This window comes from Streptomyces muensis, from assembly GCF_021474425.1.
In the GTDB taxonomy this organism is placed as follows: Bacteria; Actinomycetota; Actinomycetes; order Streptomycetales; family Streptomycetaceae; genus Streptomyces; species Streptomyces muensis.
On sequence record NZ_JAKEIP010000067.1, the window covers coordinates 14,659 to 36,040 of the forward strand.

Genomic DNA, 21,382 nt, shown 5'->3' on the forward strand with positions numbered 1-21,382 from the left:
ACTGGGAGGGAGTCACCGCACAGCAGGCAGGCGGGACGCGGAAGCGCCCCAGGGCGCCGCACGACGAGCCCCGCGCACGGCGCGAGATGGGTGGGCGATGCACAACACATCCCCGACGTCGCTCAGCGAGAGCCCGGAGGATCCGTTCTCGGTCCTCCGCTCCGCGTCGGCCGTGCTGGACGGAAGCGGCCGGATCGTCGCGTGGAGCGAACAGGCCACGGAACTGCTCGGCCACCGCGCCGAGGACGTGCTGGGCCGGCCGGTGCGCGAGGTCCTGGTCCACAGCGAGGACGAGGCCTCGATCGACGAGGCGACCGCCGCGTGTCTGCGGGACGGCGGATGGTTCGGGCTGCTGCCGGTCCGGCAGGGCGCGGGCCACCGCGTGTACGTGGGGTTCCGGGCCCGGCGGGTGCAACGGCTGGACTCCACCGTCGAGTGGCTCCTGGTCGGCGCGCTCGCCGAGGACATCGCCCAGTGGGAGATCGACCGGGCCGTGCTCGACGGTCTGTTCCTGCGGTCCCCGGTGGGTGTCGTGGTGCTCGCCCCTGACCTGCGCATCCTGCGGGTGAACCAGGCCGTCGCACGGTTCGGCGGACTGCCGCCCGAGGCGTACCGCGGGCGGCGCGCCCCCGAGTTCCTGTTCGGTCCCGACGCGGCTTCGGCTGAGGACAAGCTCCGGTCGGTTCTGGAGACGGGCCGCCCGGTGATCTTCGCCGAGCAGCCGAGCCGGCTGCTGCACGACCCACACCGGGAACTGGTCATCTCCATCTCCGCGTTCCGTATGCAGGACCCGTCCGGCAGGGTGCTGGGCGTCACCGAGATCGTCGAGGACGTCACCGACCGCCATCGGGCCCGTCGGCGCCTGGCGCTGCTCAGCGAGGTGGGCGCACGGATCGGCAGCACCCTGGACGTGGCCAGGACGGCGCGCGAGCTGGCCGAGGCGGCGGTTCCGGCGCTCGCCGACGCCCTCTCGGTGGACCTGCTCGAACCCGTGCCGCGCGGGGAGGAGCCGGCGCCCGACGCCAGGGGCCCCCTGCGCAGGATGGCGGTGCGCAGCGTCCGGCCCGACGCGCTGGAGGTGATGCATCCCGAGGGCCATCTGTTCTTCTTCCCCGACGAGACCGCGCCGGCCCGCTGCCTGGCCGAGCGGCGTCCGGTCCTCGATCCCTTCCTGGAGGACACCCATGGGTGGTTCGCCACCGAACCGCAGCGGGCCGAGGCGGCGCGCGCCATAGGCGTCCACTCGCTGATGGTGGTGCCGCTGGCCGCGCGCGGTCTGGTCCTCGGTCTGGTCTGTCTGTGGCGCTCGCAGCGGCAGGAGCCGTTCGAGGAGGACGACCTCACGCTGGCGGAGGAGTTCGCCGCCAGGGCCGCGGTCTGCATCGACAACGCCCGCCGCTACACCCAGCAGCACAACGCCGCGGAGGCCCTGCAGCGCAGCCTGCTGCCGAGCGAGGTGCCCGAGCACCCGGCGGTCGAGACGGCCCACCGCTATCTGCCCGCGCATGCCTCCACCGGCGTCGGCGGCGACTGGTTCGACGTCATCCCGCTGTCGGGCCTGCGGGTCGCGCTGGTCGTCGGCGACGTCGTCGGCCACGGCATGCACGCCTCGGCCACCATGGGCCGGCTGCGCGCCGCCGTGCGCACCCTGGCCCATCTCGACCTGGCCCCGGACGAGGTCCTCGCCCGGCTCGACGACCTGGTGGACCAGTTGGCCACCGAGCAACAGCAGACCGACGCGAACACCCCGCAGATCGTGGGCGCCACCTGTCTGTACGCGATCTACGATCCGGTCTCCCGGCACTGCGCCCTGGCACGCGCCGGCCATCCGCCGCCGACCGTGCTGGGACCGGACGGCGAGGTCCGCCTGGTCGACCTCCCCGCCGGTCCGCCGCTGGGCGTGGGCGGGCTGCCGTTCGAGACGGCCGAGCTGGAACTCGCCGAGGGCAGCCTGATCGCCCTGTACAGCGACGGCCTCCTGGTGGCCGGCCACCGCGACATCGACCAGGGCCTGGCCCTGCTGCGCACGACGCTGGCCGGCCCCTTCCACTCGCTGGAGGACACCTGCAAGGCGGTGGAGGACGCGATGCTGCCGGACCGGTCCGCCGACGACGTCACGCTGCTGCTGGGCCGCACCCGGGTGCTGGCGGCGCAGAACGTGGCCACCTGGCAGCTGCCGGCCGAACCCACGGCGGCGGGCCGGGCCCGCACACTGGTCCGGGACCGGCTGGCCGAGTGGGGGCTGGAGGAGTTGTCCTTCACCACCGAACTGATCGTGAGCGAACTGGTCACCAACGCCTACCGGTACGCCGGCGGCCCGGTCCTGCTGCGTCTGATCCGCGACGGCCAGCTCATCTGCGAGGTCGCCGACACCAGCAGCACCTCCCCCCATCTGCGCCAGGCCCGCGGCACCGACGAGGGCGGCCGCGGCCTGTTCCTGGTGGCCCAGCTCTCCGAGCGATGGGGCACCCGCTACGGCCGCAACCGCAAGACCATCTGGGCCGAGCAGCCGCTGTGATCCGCGCGCAGGGGTCTGTTGCGGATTCAGGCAACTACCCCCCGAACAGGCATCACATAAGCACGCCTTTAAGCTCCTAAAAGCAGCGATACAGGGCCGAATCAAGCCGACCATGAACGAAAAACACGGGAACGGATCCGTCTTCCCGCAGCCCGCCTGACGCACCGTCAACTGTCGCCCGCCCTTGGGAGCGCCGCCCGGCGACGGGGACGGGGTGGGGTGTGTGGCGTTCCCCCGAGCAGAGCGTTTTCGGCCCGAGGCCCGCCGGGCGGTGTTCCACGCATCTTGTGAGGCCCCGGTGCCAGGCGCACGATCGGGCTCGCTCCAGGGAGGTCCGCTCCCGGAGCCGTCCACTCGAGGAGAACCCCGTGACGACCGACCGCATCAGCCTCAGCCCCGAGGCCGCCCGGCAACTCGCGACGACCACGAAGACGACCCCGCAGATGCGTGGCATCACCCCGCGCTATCTGCTGCGCGCCCTGCCGTGGGTCGACGTCGAATCCGGTGTGTACCGCGTCAACCGGCGCCGCACCTACGTCCTGGGCGACGACCGCATCAGCAGCCACAGCGACGGCGGACGTCCGCGAGTCGTGCCGGGTGACTTACGCGAGATCCCCTATCTGCGCGAGTCCGATGACGCGCTCCTGGGCCAACTGGCCGACGCCTTCACCGAGATGAGCTTCGAGGCCGGGCAGGTGCTCGTCCAGGAGGGCGACCCGGCCGCGCATCTGTGGGTGATCGTCCGGGGCCGGGCCGAGAAGCGCGCGGCCGGGCGGTACGGCGACGAGGCGCTGATCCAGGTCGTCGGCGACGGGCAGTACTTCGACCTGGCGGCGTGGACCCGGGACGAGCCCATGCCGTACGCCGTCAAGGCCGTCACTCCCGGCGTCGCCCTGCGCGCCGAGCGTTCCGCGCTGGCCCGGCTCGTCGAGGGTGACGAGGCGCTGCGCGGCGCGGTGGAGTCGTACACCGCCGGCGGGATGCCCGCGCCCGGCACCGAGGCACCCATCGACCTGAGCGGCGGTCATGTGGGGGAGGTCGACCTGCCGGGCACCTACGTCGACTACGAGGACGCGCCCCGCGAGTACCACATGACGCTGGCCCAGACGCGGATGATGGTGCACTCACGCGTCGCCGACCTCTACAACGGGCCGATGGACCAGACGCGGACCCAGGCCCACCTGACCGTGCAGGCCCTGCGCGAGCGCCAGGAGAACCTGATGCTCAACCACCCCGACTTCGGGCTCTTCCACAATGTTACGGCGGGTCAGCGCGTGCAGACCCGAACCGGCGCCCCCACCCCGGACGACCTGGACGAGTTGCTCGCGAGGGTGTGGAAGCAGCCGGCGTACTTCGTGGCGCACCCGCGGGCCATCGCCGCGTTCGGCCGGGAGTGCACGCGGCGCGGGGTGCCCCCGGTGACGGACAGCAGGTTCGGCAGCCCGCTGCTGACCTGGCGGGGAGTGCCGCTGCTGCCCTCCGACAAGGTGCCGTGTCCGAACGGCTCGGGCGAGGCGGCCGGTACGACCGAGATCCTGCTGATACGGACCGGTGAGGCCGAGCAGGGCGTCGTGGGACTGCGCCCGGCCGCCGTGCCGGACGAGGTCGAACCCGGCCTGTCCATGCGGAACATGGGCATGGACCGGAAGGGCATCACGTCCTACCTGATGACGGCCTACTTCAACACCGCGGTGCTGGTGGACGACGCCATCGCCGTACTCCAGAACGTCGAGGTGGCCAAGTACCATGACTACGCCTGACGTCACGGCCGCGCTCCCCCGCCGACCGGTTCCCTTCACCGCCGAGTCCGTGCGCCACGACTTCCCGATCCTGCACCGGACCGTCAACGGCCACCCTCTCGTCTGGCTCGACAACGCGGCCACCACGCAGAAACCCCGCCAGGTCATCGAGGCGCTGACCGCGTACTACGGCGCGGCCAACTCCAACATCCACCGCGGGGCGCACACCATGGCCCGTGAGGCCACCGAGGCGTACGAGGCGGGCCGGTCCGCGGTCGCCGACTTCCTCGGCGCGCCGAGCCCCGACGGCATCGTCTTCGTGCGCGGCACCACGGAGGCGGTCAACCTCGTCGCGCGGAGCTGGGGCCGGGCCAACCTCGGTCCCGGGGACGACATCCTCGTCCCCGTCCTCGAACACCACTCGGACATCGTCCCGTGGCAGTTGCTCGCCAAGGAGACCCGGGCCAGGGTCGTGCCGGTGCCGCTCACCTCCGACGGGGAGATCGACCAGCACGCGTACGCCGATCTGCTGTCCTCCCGGACCCAGCTCGTCGCGATCAGCCACGCCTCGAACGTCCTCGGCACCGTCCCGCCCGTCAAGGAGATGACGGCACTGGCCCACCGCTACGGCGCAAAGGTCCTGGTGGACGGCGCTCAGGCCGTGGCCCATTTCCCGGTCGACGTACAGGACCTGGACGCCGACTTCTACGCCTTCTCCGGCCACAAGCTGTTCGCGCCGACCGGCATCGGCGCGCTGTACGTGAGGCCGGACCTCGTCTCCGGCCTGGCGCCGTGGCAGGGCGGCGGCAACATGATCGAGTCCGTGGACTTCGGACACACCACGTTCGCGCCCGCCCCGCACCGGATGGAGGCCGGCACCGGGCACATCTCCGGCGTCATCGGCCTGCTCGCCGCCGTGAACTGGCTGACCTCCCTGGACCGTGAGGCCGTCGCCGCATACGAGGAAGAGCTCATGGCGTACGCGCTCCAGGCCCTTGCCACGGTCCCCGGCCTGGAGCTGATCGGCTCGGCACCCGACCGGATCGCCGTCCTCACCTTCACCCTCGCGGGCCAGGACCCGGCCGCGGTCGCCGACTGGCTCGACCACGACGGCATCGCCGTGCGGGCCGGCCACCACTGCGCCCAACCGGCCCTCGCCCACTACGGCCTGGCCTCGGCGGCCCGCGCCTCCCTGGCCCTCTACAACACCTACGACGAGGTGGACCAACTGGTCGCGTCCTTGCACAGACTGCGACAGAGCACCTGACAACGGGAGAAGCCCTCACGGGGTCCGCTCGGCCGGAACGAGGGCCGAGCGGACCCCGCTTCCCGTGTCGGGCGCGGCACCGGTCCGTCAGTCCCCAGGCGTGCGTACGACCGAGCCGGGCGGGAGCTTCTGGCCCTCTTCGGGCATCGCGAGCAGACACATGGCATACCGAAACCCTTGGTTCCAGGTGTCCTCCGCATGGTTCCAGCCATACAACTCACGGGTCGAGCTCTTGTAGGAGCCGTATCGGCGGACGCACAGGTCATAGATCGCGTCCCAGGAGTCGAACTTGAGGCCCTGGGGTGCCTTCACATAGCCCAGGCCCTGCAACTCGTGCGGTTCGGCGCAGTCCACCAGGAGATGTGCGTAGTTGTGTTCTTCCAGCTTCCTCAGGTTGTAGCAGTCGCCGATCGCGCTGTTCTCGACGACGATCTGCTCACCGTGCCGCCGATAGTCGCCCACCGGGCCGTAGAGGCTGACGGTCTTCCCGAAGAGCAGACAGGCGGTGTTCCGCACGCCGTTGTCCCATCCGGCCTCGCTGGGAACCAGCGCGTAGGGCTGGACGTCGACCATCTTGCGCACCGTGTCCCGCAGCAGTCCCGTGCAGATCCCCGGCCCGTTGGCCCTCGCGTCGGCCAGGGACGTGCCGGCGTTCACATCGAGGACCTGGCTGTCCGGGAACGCCTGACAGTCCACGATCCTCAGCCTGGGCAGGCCTTTGAGCCTCCCCTCGGGCCAGGAGGCGTGGGCACAGTCCCCGGGTTTCAGCTCGCGGGTCAGTCCGACCTGGTCCCCGTACGGCGCGAGTCGATCCGACTTCGGTGGGCTGTCAGGGCTGTCGAGCAGTGCCGCCCCCACCCATACGCCGCCGCCGACGAGCACGAGCACGGCGGCGATGACGACCCACCCCCGGGCGGAAGGGAGCTTGGCGCGCCGGAGACTCCTCAGCCGCGACGGAGTCCGAGAGGGTGAGGAGCCTCCTTCGGCCGGCGGTGGGCCCGGAGAGGGCTGCGAGGGTGGTGACTCCTCGGGCAGCGGTGTCGTCTCCATCTCGGGGATCACCGCCCTGTGCGCTGCCGGTTCCGCGCGCGATGTGGCGGTGAGCGCGGCGAGCATGCGCATGGCCTCGTCGCCGCCCATCCGCTGTTCGGGATTCTTGGCCATCAGACCGTCCAGGACCGGTCTCAGCTCCCCCGCCCTGGACGGCGGTGGGGGATCCTCCAAGAGCAGGGCCGACAGTGTCTCAAAGGGGGTCGGCCGGTCGAACGGCCCGGTCCCCTGCACGGCGTAGTACAGAGTGGCGCCGAGGGAGAAGAGGTCGGAGGCCGGACTGGGCGGGACTCCGCGAGCGCGCTCCGGCGCCAGGAAGCCCGGGGTTCCGACAACCCCCCAAGTCGTGGTCAGCCGGGTCTCACCCGAGTCCGGCTCCAGCGAGATGCCGTAGTCGGTCAGCAGGACCTGTCCGCCCGCCGCGTCGCCCGCGGCCTGTGCGCCTGGCCCGGTCAGCAGGATGTTGGCCGGTTTGACGTCCCGGTGCAGGATCCCCGCCCGATGACCTGCCGTCAGCGCGTCGAGTACCGCCACACCGATACGCGCGGTCACCGCGGGCGACAGCGGCCCGTGGTCGCGCACGACCGCTGCGAGATCCTCCGCCCCGGGCACGAACCCCATCACGATCCAGGGCAGACCGTCTTCCTCCACGACGTCGTGGACGGTGGCCACGTGGGGATGCCCGCGCAGCCGGGCGGCATGCCGCGCCTCGACCCGCGCACGGGCGATCCGGGCGCCCAGCTGCTGCTCCGGGACGCCTTCGGGCAGAGCGAGTTCCTTGACGGCGACTTCGCAGTCGAGCATCTGGTCGTGCGCGAGCCACACCCGCCCCATTCCACCGGCCCCGAGCCTGCGCAGCAGCCGGTACCGCCCCGCCACCAGGCGCTCGGCACCCTTGCCCTCCGCCAAGGCAGACCTCCGTAACGCCCGACCCCGCAGGCCGAACGATCCCGATCGAAAACCACCGACACGCCCCGGATGACATGGTGCTCCCTCGCACGGGCAGGCCCACCCGACACGCACCGCGACAGGGGCCAGGGCAACCCGTGCGGGCGAGCACCCTGCCCCGCCGCCGGGCGTCGTCCTCCTGGTGTCACACCCCCGCCGACGTCACCCCGTGAGGTGCGAGCTGTCCGAGGAGGTCGGCTCGGTGGGTGGCCGCTGTCGTCGGGTTCGGGAAGTCGGCGCTTGCCATGCCGAGGCGGTCGACGAGTTTCTCGACGACGGAGTTCTCGGCCGTGGAGCGGTCCGGCAGGAGGGGAAGTTCGTAGTCGCGCTGCCAGGTGCGCTGGATGGCGCGGTCGTTCTTCCAGCGGACCTCGCGCAGGGTCTCCAGCTGGAGCCGGCGGGCGGTGGTGCTGTCCATGCCCGTGTGCGACCAGTGCTCGGCGTCGCCGTCCGCGTCATGGACCCTCAGGTCGAAGCGCTCGGCGTCCTGCCAGACCGGCATCGTCTCGTCGTTGAGCATGAAGACGTAGAGGGCGAACGGGCCGGAGTACTCGTTGACCAGGAAGGACCGCGTGTCCTCGAACAGTTCGGGGCTCTCGCCGGGGTAGCCGACGATGAAGGACACGAAGTAGTGCAGGGGGCTGTGGGAGAGCAGTTCGAACGCGGTGCGGTTGGCGTGCGCCTTCACCTTCTTGTTCATGTAGGTCAGCGTGGTGTCGTTCATCGACTCGAAGCCGATGGCCAGCGCCCGGCAGTGGGCCTCGCCCAACGCCTCGACGACCGCCTGGTCGCGCAGCGAGTTGGCGCGTGTGTAGGCCTCCCAGGCGACGCCGGTGTCCCTCAGCAGGGGTAACAGGGCCCGCAGGCGGGTGGGTGGCACGGTGAAGGTGGAGTCCAGTGCCTTGATGTACTGCGCCCCGTGCTCGTCGCGGTAGCGGGCGAAGTCGCCGGCGATCTTCTCCGCCGACTTGTAGCGCCACTTCGGGGAGGCGGCGGGGAACGAGCAGTACTTGCAGGTGAAGGGGCAGCCGCGCATCGACTCGTACGGGATGACGGGGAACCTGCCCGCCGGGGCGGGCGAAGGCAGCGCCTCCAGGTCGGCGTAGTGGATGCCGGTCAGCCGGATACGGCCGGTGTCCTGGTCGCGCCAGACCAGGTTGGGTATCGCGGCCACCGACTCCCCCAGCCGCAGGGCGTCGAGGAGGGGCGTCAGGGCCGGCTCGGCGTCGCCGCGGACGACGTACCGGACGAACGGGTGGGCGTCCAGGATCTGCTGGAACTTCAGGTTGCTGTACTGACCGCCGAGGACGAGGGTCGCCGTCGGGAACCGTTCCTCGACCCAGGCGACGGCCTTGGCCATCGTGGCCCGGTCCCAGATGAACGTCGTCGACAGCAGGACGACGTCGTAGGAGCCGGACGACGGGTCGGCGGGCGAACCGTTCCAGATGCCCTCGGCGGGGAAGTGGTCGTGGTCGACGCCCGCGGCCTCCAGGATGGCGCGGACGGTGAAGGTGGTGAGATGCGGCGCGGTCGCCGTCTCGTCGTCCTTCTCCACGTGCTGAAGCCGGACCGAGGAGACCGCGCGGATCCCGCTCGCGCCCGTGCGCGGCCGCAGCAGGGGCAGACGCACGCCGTTCACCTCGGCGTGGAGCGAGGTGAGGTCGGAGATCTCCCCGGCACGGTCGCGGAACCTGCCGGGGTCGGTCAGGGCCTCGAAGGTGGAGCCGGCCAGGAGGGAGTGGTTGGGGTACTCGGGTCCGAGTCCTGAGATCAGCAGTACGTTCATGCGGCCTTCCTCGATGCAGGAGAGGCGGTGGGTTGCCGCGCCCGTACTACCTTGCGCCCAGGGGGAGTTGGACAGAATCGGAAGGTGGCAAAACAACAGCAACCGTATGCCCAAGACGTTTGGCACTCATCAAAGCCGCTCGCGGCACCCTCGGGTCGGCCGCTCCGCCGCCGGGGCGGGTTTCGGAACGCGGCAAACGGGGACTCGGGCTGCCGTAGCGGACCGGAAGGAAGATGACGCACCATGACTACGCAGGTCAGGAAGGCGAGTACCGTACGTCGGCCCGAGACGGGATGGGCGAAGGCCCGCCGTCTGCGCGGACGTGAGATCCGGACCTGCGTACGGGCCATGGCGACGGACGGGGACGGCGGACAGCCGAGGGGCGGCCCGGAGGACAACATCGTCAAGGGCGACGACTGAGGGGCGTCCCGAGCACGCGGAACTCGTTGCCGTCGGGGTCGGCCAGCAGCACCTCGCCGTCCCTTGCGGGGGCGGCGTCGAGGCGCTTCGCCCCGAGGGAGAGGAGGCGCTCGACCTCCGCTTCCGGATCGTCGTCCGGCACGAGGTCGAAGTGCAGGTCCTTGCCGGCGTCCGGCATCAGCGGCGGGCCGCCCCACGTGATCTTCGTGCCGCCGTTCGGCGACTGGACGGCGGTCTCCTCGTCCTGGTCCCAGACCAGCGGCCAGCCCAGCGCCTCGCTCCAGAAGTAGCCCACCGCCTGTGAACCGTCGCAGGCGAGCGCGCCGAGGAAGCCGCAGCCGGCGAGGAAGTTGTTGCCGGGCTCGAGGACGCAGAACTCGTTGCCCTCGGGGTCGGCGAGCACCACATGGGAGGCGTCCGGTCCCTGGCCGACGTCGGCGTGCCGCGCACCGAGGTCGAGCGCCCTCGTCACGGTCTCCTGCTGGTCCTGGGCGGAGGTGCTCGTCAGGTCGAAGTGCAGCCGGTTCTGGGCGACTTTCCGCGCCGGGGAGGGACGGAAGCCAAGTCGGTAGCCGGCGTCGTTCCCGGACAGCAGGGTGACGCCGTCGCCGGAGTCCTCGGCTTTCTCCAAGTCCAGGACACCCGCCCAGAACCGCGCCAGACGCTCGGGCTGGTGCGCGTCGAAGGAGATTGCGAAGAGTCGGCTGCTCATTGCGCCACGCGTCCTCGGTCCGTTGAGTGCCGGCGGCCGGCAGGGCGCCCCGTCAGCGCCTCGAACGAGGATCCTAGGGGCGGATCGGCCTCGGTCGCAGCCGAGTATTTCCCGCGATGGGACCGTTCTCGTCCAGGGCGCCCCGGGCTCGGTGCGGCCAGGCGGTCGGGCGCCAGATGCAGCCCTCGCGTGCGCTGCCTGCGTCATGTGGGCCCCCTGTTCGGGTGTTTGTCCCCACGCCGGCGCTTCTGCCATGCGGGCGGGCGGCACACCTGGTGGCGAGCACACACCTACCGAAGGAGACGCTTATGCGCACACGTACCGCGCTGGCCGCCATCGCTGTCGCCGGGACTGTTCTGCTCGGAGGCGCGGGCCAGGCGCTCGCCGACGAGCACGACGAGACGGGCGGCTTCGGAGTCGGGACCGGGACCAGCTCTCCGGCCGCCCCCGGCCTCGACCAGGGCGACTCCGGCTTCGACCAGGACGATTCCGGTTTCGGACAGGACTCCTCCGGCTTCGGCCAGGGCGGCTCCGTGTTCGACCAGGCCGGCGGATTCTGAGGACGAGGCCGACGCTCCATTCCCCTGCCCCGCACCTCGGTACTCCAGGTGCGGGGCAGGGGCATTCGTAGGTACGGGCCGGCGTGAACGCCGGCGGGCTAGGACCCCGCGCCAGGGCGTGGCTCCGCCTCCTCCTGCCCGCCCCGAAGGTCGGCGAGCAGTTCCGCCTGTCCGGCCAGCACCCCGGACAGGATCGTGCGCGCCACCCGCAGCAGCTCCGCCACGTGCGGGCTGGTCAGCGAGTAGTACACGGTCGAGCCCTCCTTGCGGGTCACGACCAGGTTCGCCCGGCGCAGCACCGCGAGCTGCTGGGAGAGATGCGCGGGTTCGATGCCGATCTCGGGCAGCATTTCGGCGACGGCGTGCTCTCGCTCGCTCAGCAGCTCCAGAACGCGGATACGGGCCGGATGACCGAGTGTCTTGAAGAACTCGGCCTTCAGTTGGTACAGCGGCGTGCTCATCGTGCCGTCGCCTCCCCGGCACCACGGCACGGCCCCGTAGGCCGGGCAGCCCCGGCCTGTCGCATCCACCCACTCGTCACGGACATGCGGTCCATCTTCGCCTGTGCCACGGTCAGCGCCGAACCCGCATGGAGGAACCCGGACAGCGGCCGGCCGGGACGTCAGGCCTTCTTGACCACGCTGGACTTCAGCTGCATGGCCCCGAAGCCGTCGACCTTGCAGTCGATGTCATGGCCGTCCACGCCGTCGACGAGCCGGATGTTGCGCACCTTGGTGCCGGCCTTGATTCCGGTCGGGCTGCCCTTGACCTTCAGCGTCTTGACCACCGTCACGGTGTCTCCGTCGGCGAGCACATTGCCGACCGAGTCCCTGATCACCTTCTCCCCGCCGCCGTCCTCGGCCTCGTCGGCCGGTGACCACTCGTGCCCGCACTCCGGGCAGACCAGGAGCGTGCCCATCGCGTAGGTGTAGACGCCGGAACACTCGGGGCAGGAAGGAAGAGCTTCACTCATTGCACGGTCCTCTTCTGGATCACTCGATCGGGATGGTGTCAGCCGGCGGGCCAGCCGTCGGTGCGCCACGCCTGCTGCTGGCCGTCGTCCGCGGCTTCCCGGTTCCGGGTGTGCGCGGCGAGGGCGGTGGCCAGGTCGTGGTGGACCGGGATGTCGGGGCAGTCGCCGTCGGGGACGAGGGAGCCGTCGGCCGGGATGGCGGCCAGTTCGAGGCCGCGTCCGGCGTCGGCGAGGCGTCGGGCGGCCTCGATGATGGCCAGCTGGCCCTCGGTCGACCAGCCGCGCAGCTCGGTCAGGTCGACGATGACCGGCCCCGTGCCCCGGGCGACGACCCAGCCGACTGCTCCGCTGAAGCGGCGCGCCGCCTGCGGGCCGAGATGGCCGGCGACGGACAGGACCCCGAAGGTGTCCTCGACGGCGTAGTGCCACTCGATGGTCATGATGGTGAACTTCCTTGCGTGTGCTGCCCGTCGGGGTCAAAGGGGCAGGGTGATCCAGATGCTCTTGCCGTCGGGGTCGCCGTGCACGGCGGCGGTGCCGCCGAGTTGCCGGGTGAGCTCCATGACGGTGCCGAGACCGGTACCGGTGTCGGCCCGGTGCAGCGGTGGCTGGTGGGCGTGGCGGTCGTGCACGGCGAAGGCCAGGTGGCTGCCGCTCGCCGCGTACATCACCATGATCTGCGGTGACTCCTCGGCGGCGTGCCGGACGCTGTTGGTCACCAGTTCGCTGAGGATCAGCAGCGCCGCGTCCACGACGGGCCGGTGCAGGCCTATCCCCCACTCGACCAGCGCCTGCTCCGCGGTCTCGCGGGCGAGCCGGACGGCGGACGGCTCGTTGGGCAGCGTGAGCACATGCCGGTACGGCAGGGCATCGAGAACGGAGCTCATCTTCTCTCCATGCGGGCGGGTCGGAGACCGGCCACGGACGTGGGGTGCGGGTGCGGCAGGGCGTCGGGCGGCGTGCTCATCGGGCCGTTTCCTCGTCGGCGGTCCTGGCCGACCGAGGGGCGACGACGGTCAGGACGCCGGCCGTCTCCAGGTGGTCGCGGGCACCGCGGATCGCCTCGGGCGTGGTGGCGTACTCGCGGCCGTCGCGGTGCAGCAGGTCGAGCGCGCCCACCGAGTCGAGGACCTGACGGTGTCCGGGACGCAGACCGGAGGCCAGGACGCGGATTCCGCGTCGCTCCAGCTTCTCCACCGCGTCCTTGAGGACCAGGGCCCCGGTGGCGTCCATCGTCGACACCCGCGACATGCGCAGGATCACCACCCGGACGTCGGCCACCTCGGTCAGCTCCAGCAGGAAGCGGTGCGCGGCGGCGAAGAACAGCGGTCCGTCGATGCGGTACGCCACGATGTGCTCGGCGAGCAGCGCGTGCTCCTCGGCGCTGTGGTCGCCCCGGTCGAGGGGCACCTGGTCGAAGCGGGCGTGCTTGGCCACGGCCCGCAGCGCGAGGGCGCCCGCCACGGCGAGGCCGATGATCACCGCGAGGACCAGGTCCAGGACCAAGGTCGCGACCGCCGTCAGGACCAGGATCAGCGCGTCGGAGCGGGTGGCCTTCGCCATCGCCTTCAGCGATCCGACCTCGACCATGCGGACCGCGGTGGCCAGCAGCACGCCCGCCAGCGCGGCGAGCGGGATCTTCGAGACGAGGGGCGCCGCCGCGAAGACGATCACGGCGAGTACGGCGGCGTGGGTGAGGGCGGCCAGCCGTGAACTCGCGCCGGAGCGGACGTTGACGGCGGTGCGGGCGATGGCGCCGGTCGCCGGGACACCCCCGAACAGAGGGGTGGCGAGGTTGGCCACGCCCTGTCCGAACAGCTCCCGGTCCGGATCGTGCTTCTGGCCGACCGTCATCCCGTCGGCCACCGAGGCCGACAGCAGCGACTCCAGCGCGGCCAGCGCGGCGACCGCGACGGCCGGGGCGAGCAGGGTGCCCAGCGATCCGAGGTCGAGGAAGGACAAGGAGGGCACGGGCAGCCCGGAGGGCAGGTCACCGATCGGCGTCGCCGCGTCGAGACCGGCGGCCTGCGCCACGACGGTGGCCGCGACGACCGCGAGAATCGAGAACGGGACCGTCGGTCGCCATCGGGCGCCGGCCAGCATGACCACGGCCACCGCGACCGAGAAGCCGACCGCGGTCCAGTTCGGATGCCGCGCGAACTCCTCCACCGCCCGCCAGGCCACCACCAGCACCCGGTCGCCGTCGGGCTTGGGCACGCCGAGGGCGTTGGGGAGCTGCTGGAGCCCGATCACACAGGCGATGCCGAGGGTGAAGCCCTCGACGACCGGCGCGGGCACGTACTGCATGTACTTCCCGGCCCGCAGCGCGGCCACGGCGATCAGCAGGGCGCCCGCCATCAGCCCGACCGTCAGCACCCCGGCCGGTCCGAACTCGCCGACGATCGGCACCAGGACCACCGTCATCGCTCCGGTCGGCCCGGACACCTGCAGGTTGGACCCGCCGAAGACCGCGGCGAGCGCGCCCGCGACCACGGCGGTCGCCAGGCCCGCCTCCGCGCCGAGCCCGGAGGAGACGCCGAAGCCCAGCGCGAGCGGCAGTGCCACGATCGCCACCGTCAGACCGGCGAGCAGATCCCGCCGGGGGTCCCGGCGCAGGTCCGCCAGATCCACGCGCCCCGGCAGCAGTGCGGCGATCCGCACGAACGCCGTCCTCATCGCGCGGTGACCTCGGCGTCCCGCAGCTCGGCCAGGAGCTCGTTGCGCCCCGCGAGCATCTCGGTGAGGATCCGGCGCGCGGCCTTCATCAGGTCGGCGACGTCCCCGCCGGACAGCGCGTAGACGACGGTCGCGCCTTCCCGGGTCGCGGTGACGATCCCGGAGCGGCGCAGCACGGCGAGCTGCTGCGACAGGCTGGACGGCTCGACCTCGATCTCGCCGAGCAGTTCCCGTACCGGCTTCGGCCCGTCCTGCAGCAGCTCCAGAACCCGTATCCGTACGGGATGCCCCAGCATGCGGAAGAACTCGGCCTTGGCCTGGTACAGCGGAACGGACACGGTGCCTCGGCTTCCCCAACAAGCCCCACCCCGGGGCGGACACGAGAAGCTGTGTCCGCGGGCTACCGGATGGCGGACACAGCCATCACAGCATCTAACCAATTGCGAAATTTTGCAATTCAGCAGGTCTAAGGGTTCCCGGAGAGCCGCGACGGTTGTCGGGACGGCGGGTCCGGCCGTCTCCCGGCCAGGTGGCAGCAGGCTGCCGCCGGAGTGATCCTTGGACAGGCGAGGGGTCGCGCTCCGATGCTGGAGGAGGTCCCGTGGGGAAGCTCGTGGTCGTCGGGGTGGATGGCTCGGCGTCGTGCCGTACGGCGGTGGAAGCGGCCGCCCGGGAGGCGCGGTGGCGCGGTGCCGGGCTGCATGTGGTGCATGCCTTCAGCCGGTCGGGAAGGCCGATGTACACACAGCCGGATCCGGCGCCGCTCGACCGTCTGACCGGTGAGGCGGCGGATCACGCCCGTGCGGTGGCGCCCGGCCTGGAGGTCACCGACGCGGTCGTCGCGGGCGGCGCGGTGGAGGTGCTGGCCGCCGAGTCGCGGGCCGCTGACCTGATGGTCGTCGGTGCACGGGGGGTCGGCGGCTTCGTCGGGATGCTGCTGGGCTCGACGGCGGTGTCCCTCGCCGCCCACACCGAGTGTCCGGTGATGGTGGTCCGCGAGGAGCCGACGGGCGCCGGGCCGATCGTGCTGGCCGTCGACGGCTCACCCGTGGGCGGGTCGGCGGTGGAGTTCGCCTTCGCCGAGGCCGCGTTGCGCACGGCGGAGATCCGCGCCGTGCACGTCTGGCTGCCGGACTACGCGCCGCCCGGCACCGGTGTGGAGAGCGCCGAGCGTCTGCTGGCCCAGGCGCTCACCGGCTTCACGGAGCGGTATCCGGACGTCGTGGTCAGGCAGGAAGTGCTGAGCGGCGAACCCCGCGAGACGCTGATCGAGGCGAGCGGGAACGCCCGGTTGATGGTCGTCGGCGCCCGGGGGCACGGCGGTTTCGCCGGGTTGCTCCTGGGCTCGGTGAGCCAGGCGGTACTGCACCACGCGCACTGCCCGGTGGCGGTCGTCCGCGGCGAGGGGTGACCGGCCCGCGTCGTCACGCCCCTGCCTGGTCCCGGTCGCGCGGGGTGCGCAGGGCCAGGAGGGCGATGTCGTCGTGGCCGTCGCTGGGGTGGTGGTCGGCGAGATGCCGTACGAAGTCGTCCAGCGGCAGATGTGCCTGTTCGGCGGCGCGTTCGGCGAGCTCTGCCAGGCCGTCGTCGATGGGGTGGTCGGGGTGTTCGACGAGGCCGTCGGTGAAGAAGACCACGGTGGCACCGGGGGGCACGGGGTGGACGTGGTCGGGACGGGCCTGGCCGGTGTCGACCGCGAGCGGCAGGCCCGGCTCGCCGTCGAGGTACTGCGTGTGCCGGTCGGGGCCGATCAGCAGCGGCGGCAGGTGACCGGCCGTGCTCCAGTGCAGCCGCCAGCCGTCCTCGGCGGGTTCGATGCGGGCGAGGCAGGCCGTGGTGACGGGCAGGTCGGTGATGGCGTACAGGGCGCGGTCGAGCTGGGTGAGCACGCTGCTGGGCGGGGTGAGCCGGTCGAACAGCAGGGCGCGCAGCATGCTGCGGGTCTGTGCCATGGCCGCGGCCGCGCTCATGTCGTGGCCGACGACGTCGCCGATCACTACGGCGCACGCGTTGTCGGGCAGCCAGAGGGCGTCGTACCAGTCTCCGCCGAGGTGGGCCGGGGTGAGCGCCGGGCGGTAGACGACCGCGGCAGTGAAGGGGCTCAGGTCGGGCAGCGTGGGCAGGAGGAGCCGCTGGAAGTGTTCGGCGCTGTCGCGGACCTGCTCGAACAGCCGGACGTTCTCGATCGCGATGCCCGCGGCGCCGGCCAGGGCGACGACGATGTCCTCGTCGTCGCGGTCGAAGGGCCTGCCGTCACGGCGTTCGGACAGGTAGAGGTCTCCGTAGATGGTGCCGCGGACGCTGATGGCGACGCCCAGGAGGGTGCGCATGTGGGGATGGCCGGGCGGGAACCCCACCGAGGCCGGGTGGGAGGGGATCTCGTCGACGCGCAGCGGCTCGGGGTGGTGGATCATGTGGCCCAGGACCCCGCGGCCGCGCGGGAACTCGATCCCCGACAGGTCGGCGCGCTCGGACTCCGACAGCCCCGCCGTGATGAACTGCCCCAACTGCTCCCCGGACTCGTCCAGCACCCCGAGCGCCCCGTAGCGTGCTCCGACCAGTTCCATGGCGGTGGTGACGATGCGGTGCAGCACCGCGGGCAGATGCATCTCCTGACTGATCACCAGCACCGCGTTCAGCAGACCCTGCAACCGGTCCTTGGCGGTGGCCAGCTCCCGCAGCTGCGCGGCGATCTCCTCCAGCCGGACATCCGACGGCGGGGCCGGATCGGCGCCAGCCGGAAGTTCGGGGTCGCCCGCCCCTTCCTCGTCGCACACCAATGCGGACTCCTCCCCGCCGAACGGGCATCGACCGGCCGCGGTCCTCTCATCGCCACGTTTCCGAGGATCGTGACGGATCGCGATCCCACTGCTCCGCCGATGACACTTTCCGGTGAAAAGGGGGAGCCGCTCGGCCCAGACGGGCGCCGACGCGCCCCCCCGGAGAGTGCCACGGCGGCCCGGGTACGGGCGTCACCGCACCCGCGGACCAGGACCGCCGTGTCTCGACGAGCCCGCCGGCCGTGCTGTCAGGGCGCCATTTCGTACGCCCCGGACAGTGCCTCGACACGTGCCCAGACGCGTCCCGAACGCGCTTCGTCGACGACGGGACGCCGGACCGCGCCGAGCGCCCAGTTCTGCTGTGCCGCCGTGGCGGAGTCCTTGCCGTGCAGTTCGACGGCGTAGGCGGAGAAGTCGCGGACGAGGACGGAGAACAGCTCGTCGAGCACGTCCTCGTCGAGGCCCGTCAGGCGGGCCTGCTCCAGGATCAGCTGACCGTGCACCACCAGCGCGAACAGCTGACCGACGGCGAGCAGAAGGTCGAGGTCGCGGCTCTGCTCCTCGTCGGGTGCCGCGGTGGTGACGAACTCGCACAGGGCGTCGGCCTGCTCCCGGAAGCGGGCGACGTTGGGCACGCCGGCGTATACGTCGTAGGCGGGGCGCCAGTCGTGGAAGCGTACGGAGCCGAGGCCGCGGGCCGGTCCCTGCTCGAAGAGGAACGTGTCGTCGGCCGCGTCGAGGCGGGTCGGCACGGGCGCGAACTCGGCCGGGTTCAGGAGGTGGTTGCGCATGAACTTGAGGATCAGCGCGAGGTTGACGTGGACCGTGCCCTCCAGCTTGGGCAGGCTGCGGATCTCGACGGCGGCCTGGGCGAAGTAGTTGTCCTTCTCGAAGCCCTTGGCGGCGATCACGTCCCACATCAGGTCGATGACCTTCTCGCCCTCCGTGGTCACCTTCATCTTCGTCATCGGGTTGAAGAGCAGGTAGCGGCGGTCGTCCGGCGAGGCGCAGCGGAAGTAGTCGACGGCGCGGTCGCTGAACAGCTTCATGCCGACGAGGCGGACGTACGCGTCGGCGAGCTCGCGGCGCACGTGCGGGAAGGCGGTGACGGGGCGGCCGTACAGGATGCGGTTGTGCGCGTGGGTGACCGCCTCGTACATCGCGTGCTCGCAGATGCCGATGGAGGCGGTGCAGAGGTTGAACTTGCCGACGTTGACGGTGTTGAGGGCGGCGTCGAAGGCGGCGCGGCCCGTGTGCAGGACGTCGTCCGGGCTCACCGGGTAGTTGTCGAGGCGGAACTCGCTCACGTACTTCGAGGAGTCGACGACGTTCTTCACGAGGTGATAGGCCGAGTGGCGGCTGTCGGCGGCGAAGAAGACGTAGCCGTCCGGGCCCTCGATGTCGGTGCGCCGGCCGAAGACCGAGACGAGTCCGGCGGCGTTGCCGTTGCCGATGTAGTACTTGGAACCCGTCGCCGTGAAGCCGCCGTCGCCGTCCGGCGTCAGCAGCATGTCGGTGGAGTAGATGTCGGCGCCATGGGTCTTCTCGGAGAGGCCGAAGGCGAACACCTCACCCTGGGCGAGGAGTTCGGCCGCGCGGGTGCGGGCCGCGGCGTTGTCGCTCTGCCAGACCGGTCCGAGACCGAGGATGGTGACCTGCCAGGCGTACCAGTAGTCGAGGCCGTAGAACCCGAAGATCTCGTTGAGGGCGGCGATCCGGGCCGTGTCCCAGCGCTGGCCTTTGCTGCCGGGGTCCTGGTGCCCGGCGGCGGACGCCGGGGTGAGGAAGGTGGCGAACAGCCCTTCCTTGGCGGCGAAGGCGAGGAAGTCGCCCAGCCAGGCGCGGGAACGGTAGTCCTCGATCAGCCTGCGCTTGCCGCGGTCCTCGAACCAGTCGACGGTGGCGCGCAGCAGCCTGCGGGTCTCGGGGTCGAACTGCGCCGGGTCGTAGGTGCGCGGGTTGAAGAGGAGGGAGTCGGCCATGGAGGTCCGCCTTCCGGGGTCGAGGGTGAGGGTGTGGGAACGAAGGTCGCGGGGCGCGCGCTGTGGTGGTGGCCGGGCGCTCAGGGCCGGGGGTGCGGCGTGCCGAGTCGGCGGAGGGTGGCGAGTACGTCGTCGAGCCAGGCGATCGTCATCCGCTCGTACGCGATGCCGCCGCGCAGCACGACATGCTGCAGCTCCTGACCGGCGTCCAGCGGTGTGGGGGCCTCGGGTCCGGTGAAGTCGCGCAGCTCACCGGCGAGATAGTGGGCGAGACGGTCGCTGTGCGCCTGGCGGTGCCGTTCGACCTCCCGGATCAGCAGGGACGGGTCGTCGAAGGCGGCGCCGCGGATCTTCACGGCGAGTTCGTGCCGGATGCTCTCGGGTTCGATCGGTTCGTGCAGCCACTGGGAGAGGGCGGCACGGCCGGGGCCCACGACGGAGTACTCCTTCTTGTCCGGCCGGCTCTGCTGCTCCAACGCACGGACAGCGAGCAGGCCGTCGCCCTCCATGCGCTTGAGAACGCGGTAGATCTGCTGGTGCGTGGCCGTCCAGAAGTACCCGATGGACCGTTCGAAACGCCGGGCCAGCTCATATCCGGAACCCGGCTTCTCCAGCAGGGAGACGAGGATCGCGTGCTCAAGCGCCATACCCCCGATCCTCATATGCAACTCGTTGCATAGCCAAGTGCCGCCGCCCGGGTGAGACAGAGCTCACGCGGTGCCGCGAGGTCGCGGACCGGCAGGGACGAGGTTCTCCGTTCCAGGGAGTGGACGCCTCTTGGTGCGGAGCTGGGACTGTTGTAGAAAAGGGCCATGATTCCCGAGCCCTTGGTGCGACGCCTGGTCATCGACCTGTGCCGACGCCCGGGCTCGTGTTGTTGCTGACGTAGCTCTTTCCGACACGCCCCGCGCCAGGTGTCCTTCGGCGCGGGCGTGGCTCGTTCCCTCACGCACCCTGTCGCCGGGTGCTCTCCGCTTCGTTCGGCATCGATCTCGCTCGGGGCCGGCCGCTCATGTCGGTCGACGGCAGTCGCTCATGTCCCGGCGCCCCCATGGAGGACGCTCCCGTGTCCGTATCACCCTCTCCGTCCAAGCCTGACCACCTCACACCATCTGCCGAGGTGCCGCCACAACCCAACGCGCCCGTCAGGGACTTGTGGGCACGCGCACGCCATGTCGCGTTGCCGCTCGGCTCGCTCCTGCTCTTCCTCGTCGTGTGGCAACTGCTCGCGGCGAGCGGAACGTGGAGCGAGACACTGGTTCCACCGCCGGCCAGGGTGTGGGACGCGTTCCTCACCGTGTCCACCACGCACGACGGCGTCCGCGGCTACAACGGCACCTACCTCGTCGAACACCTGGGCATCAGCGTGCGGCGCATCGCGATCGGGGCCGGCGTCGGCATCGCTCTCGGAGTGCTGTTCGGGCTGCTCATGGGCACCGTCGGCTGGGTGCGTTCCCTGTTCGAACCCTGGATCACCTTCCTGCGGACGCTGCCGCCGCTGGCGTACTTCTCCCTGCTCATCATCTGGCTGGGCATCAACGAGGAGCCGAAGGTCACCCTGCTGGCGGTGGCGGCCTTCCCACCGGTGGCGGTGTCGACCACGACGGCCGTGGCGGCCGTACCGAAGCACCTCGTCGAGGCGGCCCGTGCACTCGGGGCGTCGCGATGGGACGTCGTCAGGGACGTCGTCGTCCCGTCCGCCCTGCCGGAGACGCTCACCGGGGTCCGGCTGGCCGTGGGGGTGGCCTACTCCTCCCTCGTAGCCGCCGAGTTGGTCAACGGGCTCCCCGGTATCGGGGGCATGGTCAAGGACGCCGCCAACTACAACAACACCCCCGTGGTGCTCGTCGGCATCATCGCCATCGGCATCTCGGGCCTGATCATCGACGGCCTCCTGCTGCGCCTGGAACGCGCTGTCGTGCCCTGGCGCGGTCGCGCGTAGACCCCCCCCGTAGCGGGCGCGCGGGGGCG

At 71.2% G+C, this 21,382-nt stretch carries 19 protein-coding genes; 7 read left to right on the forward strand and 12 right to left on the reverse strand.

Features of this window, described 5'->3' with window-relative positions; translation table 11 throughout:
• The first annotated feature begins 97 nt into the window (after positions 1-97).
• The 3 genes from L0P92_RS18230 to L0P92_RS18240 all read left to right on the forward strand — a co-directional run bounded on the left by L0P92_RS18230 (position 98) and on the right by L0P92_RS18240 (position 5,524).
• Complete coding sequence (locus L0P92_RS18230) at positions 98-2,518, forward strand: SpoIIE family protein phosphatase (protein WP_234763800.1); 2,421 nt, start codon at positions 98-100, stop codon at positions 2,516-2,518.
• A 368-nt stretch (positions 2,519-2,886) separates the two neighbouring features.
• A complete protein-coding gene (locus L0P92_RS18235; protein WP_234763801.1) occupies positions 2,887-4,278 on the forward strand; it encodes a family 2B encapsulin nanocompartment shell protein in 1,392 nt (463 codons plus the stop codon).
• Positions 4,265-5,524, forward strand: coding sequence for a cysteine desulfurase (locus L0P92_RS18240; protein ID WP_234763802.1), 1,260 nt, complete (start codon positions 4,265-4,267; stop codon positions 5,522-5,524). Before L0P92_RS18235 ends, L0P92_RS18240 begins: the two co-directional genes overlap by 14 nt.
• Positions 5,525-5,611: 87 nt before the next feature.
• On the opposite strand, the gene L0P92_RS18245 is transcribed toward L0P92_RS18240, so the two are convergent.
• Together L0P92_RS18245 and L0P92_RS18250 are read right to left on the reverse strand one after the other, a co-directional pair.
• A complete protein-coding gene (locus tag L0P92_RS18245) occupies positions 5,612-7,483 on the reverse strand; it encodes a serine/threonine-protein kinase (RefSeq protein ID WP_234763803.1) in 1,872 nt (623 codons plus the stop codon).
• A gap of 184 nt (positions 7,484-7,667) precedes the next feature.
• Positions 7,668-9,308, reverse strand: coding sequence for a B12-binding domain-containing radical SAM protein (locus L0P92_RS18250; protein WP_234763804.1), 1,641 nt, complete (start codon positions 9,306-9,308; stop codon positions 7,668-7,670).
• A gap of 243 nt (positions 9,309-9,551) precedes the next feature.
• On the opposite strand from L0P92_RS18250, the gene L0P92_RS18255 reads away from it, so the two are divergent.
• A complete protein-coding gene (locus L0P92_RS18255; protein WP_234763805.1) occupies positions 9,552-9,728 on the forward strand; it encodes a hypothetical protein in 177 nt (58 codons plus the stop codon).
• Here L0P92_RS18255 and L0P92_RS18260 read toward each other — a convergent pair.
• Complete coding sequence (locus tag L0P92_RS18260) at positions 9,712-10,440, reverse strand: VOC family protein (RefSeq protein WP_234763806.1); 729 nt, start codon at positions 10,438-10,440, stop codon at positions 9,712-9,714. The genes L0P92_RS18255 and L0P92_RS18260 overlap by 17 nt on opposite strands.
• 308 nt (positions 10,441-10,748) lie before the next feature.
• On the opposite strand from L0P92_RS18260, the gene L0P92_RS18265 reads away from it, so the two are divergent.
• The gene (locus L0P92_RS18265; protein ID WP_234763807.1) at positions 10,749-11,000 is read left to right on the forward strand and encodes a hypothetical protein; all 252 of its coding nucleotides are present in this window, start codon (positions 10,749-10,751) and stop codon (positions 10,998-11,000) included.
• A 98-nt stretch (positions 11,001-11,098) separates the two neighbouring features.
• Here L0P92_RS18265 and L0P92_RS18270 read toward each other — a convergent pair whose 3' ends face one another.
• The 6 genes from L0P92_RS18270 to L0P92_RS18295 form a co-directional block, all read right to left on the reverse strand.
• The gene (locus L0P92_RS18270; RefSeq protein ID WP_234763808.1) at positions 11,099-11,461 is read right to left on the reverse strand and encodes an ArsR/SmtB family transcription factor; all 363 of its coding nucleotides are present in this window, start codon (positions 11,459-11,461) and stop codon (positions 11,099-11,101) included.
• Between the two features lie 161 nt (positions 11,462-11,622).
• Entirely contained in the window at positions 11,623-11,973 is a 351-nt protein-coding gene (locus L0P92_RS18275; RefSeq protein ID WP_234763809.1) for a zinc ribbon domain-containing protein YjdM, read from the reverse strand.
• Between the two features lie 38 nt (positions 11,974-12,011).
• Positions 12,012-12,413, reverse strand: a complete 402-nt coding sequence (locus tag L0P92_RS18280; protein ID WP_234763810.1) for an STAS domain-containing protein — start codon at positions 12,411-12,413, stop codon at positions 12,012-12,014.
• Positions 12,414-12,449: 36 nt separating this feature from the next.
• Positions 12,450-12,860, reverse strand: a complete 411-nt coding sequence (locus L0P92_RS18285; protein WP_234763811.1) for an ATP-binding protein — start codon at positions 12,858-12,860, stop codon at positions 12,450-12,452.
• Between the two features lie 76 nt (positions 12,861-12,936).
• Complete coding sequence (locus L0P92_RS18290; protein WP_234763812.1) at positions 12,937-14,649, reverse strand: SulP family inorganic anion transporter; 1,713 nt, start codon at positions 14,647-14,649, stop codon at positions 12,937-12,939.
• A complete protein-coding gene (locus L0P92_RS18295) occupies positions 14,646-14,987 on the reverse strand; it encodes an ArsR/SmtB family transcription factor (protein WP_234763813.1) in 342 nt (113 codons plus the stop codon). The genes L0P92_RS18290 and L0P92_RS18295 overlap by 4 nt, the downstream gene beginning before the upstream one ends.
• A gap of 263 nt (positions 14,988-15,250) precedes the next feature.
• Here L0P92_RS18295 and L0P92_RS18300 point away from each other — a divergent pair, with 263 nt between their 5' ends.
• A complete protein-coding gene (locus L0P92_RS18300; protein ID WP_234763814.1) occupies positions 15,251-16,060 on the forward strand; it encodes a universal stress protein in 810 nt (269 codons plus the stop codon).
• A gap of 13 nt (positions 16,061-16,073) precedes the next feature.
• Here the strand turns inward: L0P92_RS18300 and L0P92_RS18305 are convergent, their stop codons facing one another.
• The 3 genes from L0P92_RS18305 to L0P92_RS18315 form a co-directional block, all read right to left on the reverse strand.
• Positions 16,074-17,426 carry a PP2C family protein-serine/threonine phosphatase gene (locus L0P92_RS18305; protein WP_372497283.1) on the reverse strand — a complete coding sequence of 451 codons (1,353 nt, stop codon included), beginning with the start codon at positions 17,424-17,426 and terminating at the stop codon, positions 16,074-16,076.
• 251 nt (positions 17,427-17,677) lie between these two features.
• Entirely contained in the window at positions 17,678-19,411 is a 1,734-nt protein-coding gene (locus L0P92_RS18310) for an acyl-CoA dehydrogenase family protein (protein ID WP_234763815.1), read from the reverse strand.
• Positions 19,412-19,491: 80 nt separating this feature from the next.
• Positions 19,492-20,058, reverse strand: coding sequence for a PadR family transcriptional regulator (locus L0P92_RS18315; RefSeq protein WP_234763816.1), 567 nt, complete (start codon positions 20,056-20,058; stop codon positions 19,492-19,494).
• Positions 20,059-20,462: 404 nt separating this feature from the next.
• Here L0P92_RS18315 and L0P92_RS18320 point away from each other — a divergent pair, with 404 nt between their 5' ends.
• A complete protein-coding gene (locus L0P92_RS18320; protein WP_234763817.1) occupies positions 20,463-21,353 on the forward strand; it encodes an ABC transporter permease in 891 nt (296 codons plus the stop codon).
• The last annotated feature ends 29 nt before the right edge of the window (positions 21,354-21,382 follow it).

Bases quoted from the DNA above. Each gene is read 5' to 3' on its own strand.
- L0P92_RS18270 (WP_234763808.1), bottom strand. From the start codon at position 11,461: ATGAGCACGCCGCTGTACCAACTGAAGGCCGAGTTCTTCAAGACACTC.
- L0P92_RS18250 (WP_234763804.1), bottom strand. From the start codon at position 9,308: ATGAACGTACTGCTGATCTCAGGACTCGGACCCGAGTACCCCAACCAC.
- L0P92_RS18230 (WP_234763800.1), top strand. From the start codon at position 98: ATGCACAACACATCCCCGACGTCGCTCAGCGAGAGCCCGGAGGATCCG.
- L0P92_RS18275 (WP_234763809.1), bottom strand. From the start codon at position 11,973: ATGAGTGAAGCTCTTCCTTCCTGCCCCGAGTGTTCCGGCGTCTACACC.
- L0P92_RS18255 (WP_234763805.1), top strand. From the start codon at position 9,552: ATGACTACGCAGGTCAGGAAGGCGAGTACCGTACGTCGGCCCGAGACG.
- L0P92_RS18260 (WP_234763806.1), bottom strand. From the start codon at position 10,440: ATGAGCAGCCGACTCTTCGCAATCTCCTTCGACGCGCACCAGCCCGAG.
- L0P92_RS18240 (WP_234763802.1), top strand. From the start codon at position 4,265: ATGACTACGCCTGACGTCACGGCCGCGCTCCCCCGCCGACCGGTTCCC.
- L0P92_RS18265 (WP_234763807.1), top strand. From the start codon at position 10,749: ATGCGCACACGTACCGCGCTGGCCGCCATCGCTGTCGCCGGGACTGTT.
- L0P92_RS18280 (WP_234763810.1), bottom strand. From the start codon at position 12,413: ATGACCATCGAGTGGCACTACGCCGTCGAGGACACCTTCGGGGTCCTG.
- L0P92_RS18320 (WP_234763817.1), top strand. From the start codon at position 20,463: ATGGAGGACGCTCCCGTGTCCGTATCACCCTCTCCGTCCAAGCCTGAC.
- L0P92_RS18315 (WP_234763816.1), bottom strand. From the start codon at position 20,058: ATGGCGCTTGAGCACGCGATCCTCGTCTCCCTGCTGGAGAAGCCGGGT.
- L0P92_RS18290 (WP_234763812.1), bottom strand. From the start codon at position 14,649: ATGAGGACGGCGTTCGTGCGGATCGCCGCACTGCTGCCGGGGCGCGTG.
- L0P92_RS18310 (WP_234763815.1), bottom strand. From the start codon at position 19,411: ATGGCCGACTCCCTCCTCTTCAACCCGCGCACCTACGACCCGGCGCAG.
- L0P92_RS18285 (WP_234763811.1), bottom strand. From the start codon at position 12,860: ATGAGCTCCGTTCTCGATGCCCTGCCGTACCGGCATGTGCTCACGCTG.